Origin of the sequence: Flavobacterium sp. ASW18X, assembly GCF_005144745.1 — a bacterium.
In the GTDB taxonomy this organism is placed as follows: Bacteria; Bacteroidota; Bacteroidia; order Flavobacteriales; family Flavobacteriaceae; genus Croceivirga.
This window is the reverse complement of record NZ_SWKK01000002.1, coordinates 87,695-98,211: the sequence shown is the minus strand read 5'-3', so window position 1 is coordinate 98,211 and position 10,517 is coordinate 87,695. Positions and strand designations below refer to the sequence as shown.

The 10,517-nt window shown below is 37.4% G+C and carries 8 protein-coding genes; 3 read left to right on the top strand and 5 right to left on the bottom strand.

Annotated features, from left to right (window positions below; translation table 11 throughout):
- Positions 1–397: 397 nt before the first annotated feature.
- From FBT53_RS01005 to FBT53_RS00990, 4 genes are all read right to left on the bottom strand, one after another.
- Positions 398–1,015, bottom strand: coding sequence for a flavin reductase family protein (locus tag FBT53_RS01005; RefSeq protein ID WP_240729731.1), 618 nt, complete (start codon positions 1,013–1,015; stop codon positions 398–400).
- Between the two features lie 362 nt (positions 1,016–1,377).
- Complete coding sequence (locus FBT53_RS01000; RefSeq protein ID WP_136949310.1) at positions 1,378–3,357, bottom strand: DUF3352 domain-containing protein; 1,980 nt, start codon at positions 3,355–3,357, stop codon at positions 1,378–1,380.
- A 47-nt stretch (positions 3,358–3,404) separates the two neighbouring features.
- Entirely contained in the window at positions 3,405–4,064 is a 660-nt protein-coding gene (locus tag FBT53_RS00995; RefSeq protein WP_136949309.1) for an aspartate kinase, read from the bottom strand.
- A gap of 52 nt (positions 4,065–4,116) precedes the next feature.
- The gene (locus tag FBT53_RS00990) at positions 4,117–4,476 is read right to left on the bottom strand and encodes a YraN family protein (protein ID WP_136949308.1); all 360 of its coding nucleotides are present in this window, start codon (positions 4,474–4,476) and stop codon (positions 4,117–4,119) included.
- Positions 4,477–4,642: 166 nt separating this feature from the next.
- Here FBT53_RS00990 and FBT53_RS00985 point away from each other — a divergent pair, with 166 nt between their 5' ends.
- Positions 4,643–6,142, top strand: coding sequence for a DUF1800 domain-containing protein (locus FBT53_RS00985; protein WP_136949307.1), 1,500 nt, complete (start codon positions 4,643–4,645; stop codon positions 6,140–6,142).
- A 10-nt stretch (positions 6,143–6,152) separates the two neighbouring features.
- Positions 6,153–7,859 carry a DUF1501 domain-containing protein gene (locus FBT53_RS00980; RefSeq protein ID WP_136949306.1) on the top strand — a complete coding sequence of 569 codons (1,707 nt, stop codon included), beginning with the start codon at positions 6,153–6,155 and terminating at the stop codon, positions 7,857–7,859.
- Between the two features lie 81 nt (positions 7,860–7,940).
- On the opposite strand, the gene FBT53_RS16025 is transcribed toward FBT53_RS00980, so the two are convergent.
- The gene (locus FBT53_RS16025; protein WP_169630298.1) at positions 7,941–8,117 is read right to left on the bottom strand and encodes a hypothetical protein; all 177 of its coding nucleotides are present in this window, start codon (positions 8,115–8,117) and stop codon (positions 7,941–7,943) included.
- 166 nt (positions 8,118–8,283) lie between these two features.
- Here FBT53_RS16025 and metG point away from each other — a divergent pair, with 166 nt between their 5' ends.
- Positions 8,284–10,356: a methionine--tRNA ligase gene (gene metG, locus FBT53_RS00975; RefSeq protein ID WP_136949305.1), complete on the top strand. Its 2,073-nt coding sequence runs from the start codon at positions 8,284–8,286 to the stop codon at positions 10,354–10,356.
- Positions 10,357–10,517 lie beyond the last annotated feature (161 nt).

Below are 10,517 nucleotides of genomic sequence, written 5' to 3'. Positions count from 1 at the left end.
TGATGGTTGATGGTTGATGGTTGATGGTTGATGGTTGATGGTTGATGGTTGATGGTTGATGGTTGATGGTTGATGGTTGATGGTAAGGTGTGCTTTTTGTGCATTGAAAAAAATACAACATACTCAAAGTTATCAGATAAAAAGTAAAATTGGTTTTGGTTCACATCATTTCGATAGTTGTAGCGAAGCTACTACTGAGAAATCTTTCTAAAGTAGAAAGCATAAAGTACTTGGCACATAGATTTATACATCCTGTCATGCTGAACTTGTTTCAGCATCTTCTCCACTTTTCATAAAATCTCCAATAAACTACAGCATTTCCCTTGAGTTAAGGGAACTGTTCGCAGGACTGAGGGGTCTAAAGTCTACCGTATTAAATTTTTTTTCGACATGAACCCTATTCCGGTTCGGCATAACCATAGCGCCCTAACTTATCTACAGCATAATAACTATCTAAACCGCCAATAGCAACACTACCCAAGCGTTCTAAAGCGATATCCCCCCCTTCTAATAGCACATCTTCTGGTAAAATTAAATGTTCTACTTTACCAATAATCAGCCGGGTATTATTAACCTTTATTAGTTGTTCTTCTACAAAAGAAAGACCAATTTTTATAGGGCTTTCGTAGACAAAAGGCGCCATAAAATCTTCATGATGGTAGGGAATTAAACCCACCGCATCAAACTCAGACACACCCTTGTCGTACTTAGCAGAAGTTTGGTGCCCTTGCTTGTGCATGGATTCTGTAATCTGATTGATGGTAAAAACTCCTGTCTCTTTTATGTTTTCGTATGTATGCCTTGCCACGGTAGTTGGTCTAAGAATAAAACCTATGTAAGGTGGATTGGCCCCTATGTGCACCACACTATTAAAAATAGCTAAGTTGGCATCGCCATTACTGGCTTGTGTGCCAATTAAATTTGCAGGTTTAAGGCCAGAAACCTTATTCATTAAGCGACCGCGATACCTACTCGGGAACGCCATAATATCATCAAAAGTAAATGTCTTTTCCATGTTACTAGAGAAAACGGTATTTGTAAGATTCTATTGCTATAAATTATAAAATGTAATTAAAGATTTATGGATTAGATTCCAGGGCAATGCCTTATAAAATCCACTATATCAATTTAACTGTAATTCATCGAAAAACAACCGTTACCAAAAAATAATTGTAATACTTTTCTTACTATTTCGTTGATTATAGTAAACCATCGCCATGATAACTAAAGCCAATACGAGTTCCATAAAATATAAAAGAAGAAAAAAATCGATTAAGTTCTTTCTAATTTTTCTATGTCTGTTTGCATTGCTTCGTACGCTATTATACTTACTTACTGAGTACAATTTAATGGTACATTTTAGATTAGAACAGTAGTTTAAAATCGTTTTTTGAGCACTAATTGTCCATCTGTATTGTAATAGCGCCAAGTACCCGCCTGTCTATCTTCTTTAAATTTACCCGTCATTTTACGGGTACCATCTGGATAGTACGCTTTATACCTACCATTTTTTTTGCCATCTGTTAAGCCCACCTGCATCTTAAGGGCCCCAGAAGCATATTTTATTTGGTAACTTTTTGCGTTTAGGTCTTTTGGGTACATGGGTTTTAAATTAAATACAGCTTCCGTAATTTCTTTTTCTACTTTACTTATAGGTTGATGTCTTTTGTTTACTTCTGGTTTACCATAATACTGGTTTTGTGCCACCATCCCTACGGGTTGGTAGGCGGTAACCAAGGTACTTTTAAAAAGTTCTTCTTCTGGTGTTAGCTGTATCCCTAATTGCGGAAAGCAAATAAAATAATCTTTATTGGTTGTTAATAATTTTTTTGTAGCATAGTCTGCTTCTTGGTAAATACCTTTATACAGCAATGGCACATTTGCATAAACATAGACACTAGATTCTTGCTCAAAGCGATTATTGAATGTGGTAAAATCTTGACTATTCTCCAAGGTACTCCCATCCAATACATCGGTTATTATGGATTTTAATGTATTTGGATTATCACTAAACACAACATAATCTTCAATTTGAGTAAAATAAGGTTTGTCAAACGCATTAAACCGATTTCCTAATAACAATTTAAAAAAACCTTTGATGGATAAAAAATGGATATAGTGATTTTTATAGTCAACTGATTTAAACTTAACGGGAGTTTTTTTTCGTATTTGCTGTAAAACAAAATCCAATTGTTCCTTAGCTAAAGCTGCATCTTTGGTTTTAATAAGCAGTGCCGTCTCATCCTTATCTTGCGTAAGATTAGAAGTCAATTGCAGCACAGCAATTTCATTCCCTATCCAACTTACAAACTGTTCTTGTACGTTAATTTTTAAAAAACGTTCTACCCTTTCAAGATTGTTTTTATACGATTGAAATTGCGTACTATCCGCCTTTAAAATATCTTCAAAATTGGCATAGAAGGTGGCAAAATCTTTAAATCCGTACCCAACGTATAAAGAAGTAGTTTTAGGAGCAATACTAGGTACGTTTCGTTCAGAAGTTCCAGAGGCCCTCAAAGCATTAAGGTATACTTCATTGGCTTCTGTAATATTAGAGAAACCTTCTGCGGTGAGTACTTCGTTTTCTAAATCTAAACTAAAGCCGGTGAACTTTAAATTCTTGTTTAATCGTTCTAAAGCATCTGGCACAGTGCTAAAATACTGCCCTAAATAATCGTCTAAATATTTATATTGAATGTATAATCTAAAATCATCTGCATAACCCACCTCTTCATTAACTCTTAAAAAATCTAAATTTCTACCAAGAAAAGGTTCTTTGTGTTGATCAATACTTGCCTCTACTAAAGTGTGCGTGTAAGAGGCAATGAGCTGATTTTTAATAAAACTGATATACATGGTTTTCTTGGTTCTTTTATCCAAAAGTTCCAAAATTTCTTGCCCGTGGTAATTTCTTTTACTCAACACATAATCGTCATTGAGTAGGGTATTTAAATAAGATTTAACTAATTTTAATTTTGCTAATTTCTTTAAATCTAGTACGTAAAATATTCCATAATCCTTTTTAGAAATCATGTGAATAGATATGTAAAGAGAGCGACCATCAAACTGCTTAAACAGGCGTTGCTGGTCTTTAAAAACCGTGTCTATTTTTTGAATACTTTCAGTTAGTTCAGAAAAATAACTGTTACTAGTTAAATGTTCCCATGCATCACTATCACTAACTTTTTGCCAACCTTCAACAGGTTTATCCGATTCAATTATAAAAACAGCATCCTTTGGAATAAGGTATATGGGTTGTAAATTGTTTTTAGGAGATAAAACAAACACATATAATAAATAACAAGCATAAAACCCCATAAGGGTAAAAATGGTCCAAAGAATTCGTTTTTTGGTCATGGATAACTACTATAACAACCAAACGAAAAAATTAGAAGCTTAGTCTTCTATAAGGTTTTTAAATCTTTAATAGTTCTAAACGCCACATCTACCTGCTCATCATTTACCAAAATGGTAAATTCGTTTGTAGTAGAAATAACCTCATATAGTACAATACCCTCCCAAGCCAAACGCTGAAAGATAAAATAGTATATTCCAGGAACAGAGACGTTTTCTGCTGGTAATTTTACCGTTACAGAAGAAAGATTAGTTGCCTTTTGTGTACAACGCTCGTTCTGAAACAACTCCTCTACCGTCTTATCTAAAATATTGCTTACTACGATATTTATCTCGTTTACTCCACGGCTAGAAGTATAAAAAATGTCTTGATTCTCGTGCACCTTTTCTAATAAATTGGCTTGTTTGGCCAAAATAGTTTCTGAATTTAAAAAAGTATAATCGGTGAGGTTAGATCGCACGGTAATTTCACCAATATTCTTTAGGACCTTAACAATTTTATGGGTTGCCCTAAACTCCAAATCGTCAGATAAGCGCTTTAAAGCCATAACAATAGCACCATTACGCACGTCTTTACCCAATTCTTCCTCTATTTCTGGTTTAACTATTCTAGATAAAGAGGTAAGGTTGATGATACCCTGCGCTAATGCACTTTGTAAAAATGGTTTCTTTTTAATGTAATGCTCTACAACAGACGATATTGTTTTCATGTTATTGGTATTTATGCCAAAATTAACACATTGTTACAAATAAAACAAATAGTTAAAAATGATAAAATGCATTTTCTAAATGCTCCAAAACATATTTATTCTGATTTTTAAGTATGGTAACGATATCAAATTGTACCTCTACATCCAAATCTAAACTTGTCACATAATAATCCGCAGCCTGTACCAAAAGTCGTTTTTTCTTTTCGTTTACCGTCTCTATTATTTCTTGTAAATAATTGGAAGAACGAGACTTAACCTCTACGATTACCAGTAAATTATTCACCTGAGCAATAATATCAATCTCTGCTTTAAGATATCTATAGTTTCGTTCTAGAATCTGATACCCCTTTTCTTGTAAAAAATTAACTGCCAGTTGCTCTCCAAGCTTTCCAAACTCGTTATGTTGCCCCATATTTTTTAAATGTAGCAAAAATTGTTTTGCATTTCGTCGAAAAATTTGGTAGTTCAACCTTAAAATTGCGTTAAGATTGTAATTTACGGGCTCAAAAGAACCACGCCTACCTAAAACACATAGTTTACCCAAAAGACTATGAGAAATTATAACGCCAAACAACGCTATGGAATTCTTTGTAAATTGTAATTCTGCAACCCTAGCGCCGTATACCACTCCCCTAGACAAGGAGAAGGCTGCGCATTTGTACAGAAGATTAGGCTTTAGTGCCTCTAACACAACTATTGAATCGGCCATTGGTCAAAATGCAAGTACTCTTGTAGATACCTTAGTTGACCAAGCCCTTGCTGCTGCTCCCCTTGCTGCTCCCCTTTGGGCCAATTGGACCAATGCAGACTATCCTGAGGATGATGATGCCAGAAGACAGGTACGCAGAGAGCAACTGCGTGAAATACGCGCTGCTTATGGCAACCAAATGTTGACCAACAACCTTAGAGAACGTCTTAGTTTTTTCTGGAGCAACCACGTGGTTACCCAATTGAGTGTGTACGATTGTAACACTTTTTTGTTTGAATATTTAGAGTGCCTACAACGCAATGCTATTGGCAACTTTAGAACTTTAATAAGTGAAGTTGGCCTTACCAGTGCCATGTTGTACTATTTAGATGGTGCTTTTAACAATGGCAATAACCCTAATGAAAATTACGCTCGTGAGCTGTATGAGCTATTTACCCTGGGTGATGGTAATGGCTATACAGAAGAAGATATTGTAGAAACCGCCAAGGCCTTAACAGGTTATGTAGAACGGGGTGAAGTTGGTTGTACTAAGGTTACTTTTAGAGCAGACCGCTTTGACCCGGGTCCCAAGACCATTCTTGGTCAAACGGGCAATTGGGGTTATGATGATGTTATTGAAATCTTATTTACCCAAAGGCAGAATGAGATTGCTACTTTTATCTGCACCAAACTCTACGAATATTTTGTGCATCCAGATAGTAATGACGCTTCAGGCAATGCACAAACTATAATTAGCGGCTTAGCTGCTACGTTTGTGAGTAGCAATTTTGAACTTGCTCCTGTACTAAGACAGTTATTTAAAAGTCAACACTTTTTTGACGATACCGCCATTGGTGTAATTATAAAATCACCTTTTGATTTATATCTGAATTTTACTAAGGAGACAGATTTTGGGTATACAGACGACTTAATCATTAACATGCTAGATGCCTGCGAGATGATTGGGCAAGAAGTTTTTGAGCCCGTAGATGTAGCCGGTTGGCAACGCGATAGACAATGGATAAACACCAACTATATTATTGGCAGGTGGTTAACTATGGAGGTTTTTATAGACTTGCATTTTCAAGAAGACGATGAAAAGTTTAGAGCCTTAGCCATGGATCTAGTTGGTGGCGATACCGGGAATCCGGAAGTGGTTACTCGGGCATTCGTAGATAAATTCACCCCAAAAGGACTCCTTACGGAACAAGATTTTCTGAATGCCGTTGATGCTTTTAAAACAGACGATGTGCCAAATGAGTATTACTCCCCAGACTATGTCGCTGGCGGATTAGGCTATTGGTCTTTATCCGTAAGTATGGAAGCCCCAAACCAAGTAAGACAGTTATTACGTTACTTAAGCAGACAACCAGAATTTCAACTAAAATAAACCTACCCTTATGTGCGATCATCACAACCACGATAATTCCCCTTTTAAAGGCTTACAGCACGAGGGGCACGACCAAGAACATAAAAATTGGAGTAGAAGGTCTTTTCTACAGGCCTTAGGTATAGCTGGCTCCGGGAGCATGCTATTAGGTGGCAATATGCTTTCTGCCTCCGCACCTTCTCCTTTAACTGCAGCTATTGCTGCTGCAGAAACAGATAACATTTTAATTTTAATTAGACTTAACGGTGGTAATGACGGTTTAAGCACCGTAATACCCATTCAACAATACGATACCTACGCAAATGCTAGACCTAACATTTACATTCCAGAAAGTAAGGTCTTAAAACTTACAGACGATTTTGGCATACCGTCTTATATGAATGCTTTGGAACCCTTGTGGGGTAACGGGCAGTTTAAAGCTGTACATGGTGTTGGGTATCAGAACCAGAGTTTGTCCCACTTTACAGGTTCTGATATCTACGCTAATACGGATTTAGCTACTACTGGCTTTAGTGGCTTAAATACCGGATGGATGGGGCGCTATTTTGAGGATATTTATCCGGACTATTTAGTAAACCCGCCTGCCTCCCCTGCTGCCATACAAATTGGAAGTATCTCTAACCTTGTTTTTCAGGGAGATGAAACTAACTATGCATTTGTCACCAACAATGTAGACCAGTTAGAAGAAATTGCAGAGACAGGCCAGTTTTACGATTTAGAAAATGCGCTGTTTGATGAGTGTATGTATGGCGACCAATTACGTTTTTTACGTGGCGTAGCTAATACTACTTATGAATATTCTGGAAAAATACACGAAGCCTATATGCGTGGTCAAAACCAGGTAGAATACCAAGACAATGGTTTTGCTAGACAATTGGCACTTCTAGCGCGTTTAATAAAAGGTAATCTAGGCACTAAAGTTTATATGATTTCTATGGGAGGTTTTGATACCCACGGCAATCAACCTTTGGCCCATGAGCGATTAATGTCTACTTTATCTATCGCCATAAATAATTTTTATGAGGACATTGCTTTTACCCAACAAGACGACAAGGTATTGAGCATGACTTTCTCCGAGTTTGGTCGCCGTATTTATGAGAATGGCTCTAATGGTACAGACCACGGAAAAGCAGCTCCTACTTTATTTTTTGGTTCTGGCCTTAGTGGTAGTGCTTTTGTTGGGGAACACCCTAGATTAGATGAACCTAATAATCGTGGTAATTTGGAGTACACCATGGATTTTAGAGACTTATATGCTACTGTTTTAGCAGAATGGATGTGTGTGCCTGTAGACAAAGTAGAAACACATTTACTAGACCACCCTTACAAACCGGTGAATCTTGGTTTTAATTGTAGTGGCGTAGATTTTGATGATATTGCCTATAGCGACGAACCACCGACACCACCAACACCAACGGACCCTGATAGCGAAACACCAGAAGAGGAAATACGCACAGAGGTAGTACACACGCCGTATTATCCCACAGAAAACAATCCACATATTCACTTAGAAATGCCATTCAGCGCCCATGTAGACATACAATTGTACAATATATTGGGGCAAAAGGTTGGCACTGTTTTCAACGAAATGGTTATGGAAGGATCGGCAGAAATCAACATACGAGAGCGCGTTAGAGGAAGCTTATCCACCGGAAAATACATTTATAGAATACAGGTTGCAGACCAGTTTATGAGTAAGTCTGTTATGATAATGTAACCAACCCCCGATTTTTCTAATCCTTCAATGGTACTCTTCTCACCCCATTCCAAAGAATAGTACCACTTGGGGGATTATTTTTTAAGCCCATTTGGGCTTATCTGCATCAGTTTTAAAGGTAAGCTCCTTTTTGGTTAAGTGATTTTTATCTATATACAGCTTAGCACTATCTCCACTCTCCTCCACGATTTCTGCATTCTTGGTGATTTTCTCTAGCTTTTTTAAGGCTTCAAACTTTTTTGGATTACCTATACTCATATCTCGCACTTGTAAGATTATACTTTCATTTTAATGCTTCACTATTAAAAACTTTCCTAAGCTTAATTTATTGTTAGCTTGTAAAGCTTTTACACCAATTGTTTGTGACAGTTTGTTCGCATGCTTGCGGTTAAATTCTTTATTTTTGACGCCTAAATTTGAATCCATGTCGCAGAACAATCCTTCTAGATATACCATAACAGCTGCTTTGCCTTATACCAACGGCCCTATCCACATTGGGCATTTAGCAGGCGTATATGTACCCGCAGATATTTACGCACGTTATCAGCGCTTGCAAGGCAAAGATGTTGCCTTTATTTGCGGTAGTGATGAGCATGGTGTGGCCATACCCATGAAAGCCAAAAAAGAAGGTGTTTCGCCACAAGAAATTATAGATAAGTATCATACCATTATCAAAGATTCTTTTGCAGAATTTGGGATTAGCTTTGATAACTATTCCAGAACTTCTGCGCCAATTCACCATCAAACCGCATCTGATTTCTTTAAAAAACTATACGAACAAGACGATTTTATAGAAGAAACTACAGAGCAGTTGTATGATGCGGAGGCCAACCAGTTTTTAGCAGACCGTTTTGTTACTGGTACTTGCCCAAAATGTGGTAATCCAGAAGCGTACGGCGATCAGTGCGAAAATTGTGGTACATCTTTAAACGCTACGGATTTAATCAATCCAAAATCTACCATTACTGGTGCAGTACCCACTCTTAAAGAAACCAAACATTGGTTTTTACCTTTAGACCGCTATGAAGACTTTTTAAAAGAATGGATTCTTAAAGGGCATAAGAACGATTGGAAACCTAATGTGTACGGGCAATGTAAATCTTGGATAGACGATGGTTTAAAACCACGTGCCGTTACCAGAGATTTAGACTGGGGTATTCCCGTTCCTGTAGCTGGTGCAGACGGAAAAGTATTGTATGTTTGGTTTGATGCTCCTATCGGTTACATATCTTCTACCAAAGAATGGGCCGCTAGAGAAAATAAAGATTGGGAGCCTTACTGGAAAGACCAAGACACCAAAATGTTGCACTTTATTGGTAAAGACAATATTGTTTTTCACTGTATTATTTTCCCAAGTATGCTTAAAGCGCATGGCGATTTTATATTACCAGAAAATGTACCTGCAAACGAGTTTCTAAATTTGGAAGGCAACAAATTATCCACTTCTAAAAACTGGGCAGTTTGGTTGCACGAATATTTGCAAGAATTTCCAGACATGCAAGATGTATTGCGCTATACATTAACGGCAAACGCACCAGAGACCAAGGATAACGATTTTACGTGGAAAGATTTTCAAGCGCGCAATAACAACGAGTTGGTAGCCATTTTTGGCAACTTTATCAACCGCGTTGCCGTATTAACGCACAAATATTACAACGGCGTGGTGCCTAGCCCTTCAGAATTTACTGAATTAGATTCGCAAACCTTAAAAACCATGCGTACCTATCCTCAAATCTTAACCGATTCTTTGGAACGTTACCGTTTTAGGGAAGCGAGTCAAGAATTGATGAATTTAGCCCGCTTAGGGAACAAATATTTGGCAGATGAGGAACCTTGGAAATTAATAAAGACCGATGAAGCCCGTACCCAAACCGTAATGTATGTTGCCCTACAGATAGCTTCTGCCCTTGCGGTGTTAAGTGAGCCTTTCCTACCTTTTACTTCCGCTAAATTAAAAGGCATTCTTGATATTAGTTCAAGCGATAGCGCATTAGATTGGAAAGCTATTAGCTCTAAAGAAGTGTTACTGGCTGCCGGCCACACTATCAATAAAAGTGAACTCCTTTTCCGCAAAATAGAAGACAAAGAAATAGAAGCACAATTGGAAAAATTAGAAGCCACCAAGCTAAGTAATGCCAGTACCAATGCAGATGCTGCGCCTCAAAAAGAGACCATTACGTACGAAGATTTCACCAAGTTAGACATTCGTGTAGGTACCATTTTAGAAGCAGAAAAAATGCCGAAGGCAGATAAATTGTTGGTGCTTAAAGTAGATACAGGTATAGACGTGCGTACCATTGTTTCTGGTATTGCACAAAGTTTTAAACCAGAAGATATCGTTGGCAAAAAAGTAACCGTATTGGTGAACTTAGCACCCAGAAAATTAAGAGGTGTAGAAAGCCAAGGCATGATTTTGATGACGGAAAACTCCGATAACAAATTGGTTTTCGTTAACCCTGATGAAGATAGGGTTGCAAATGGGGAGGGAATTAGTTAAATTCATCGCTTACACGTAAGCGATATGAAAAAACACCACCTGTAGTAGTCCTTGTTTATATTGTTGGTCATAACAACTGTTTTGGACAAGAAGAGATTCTTCGTTTCCCTACAAAGTACCCCAATATCATTTCTAACATGAAAATTCATTTATTGAAGTGA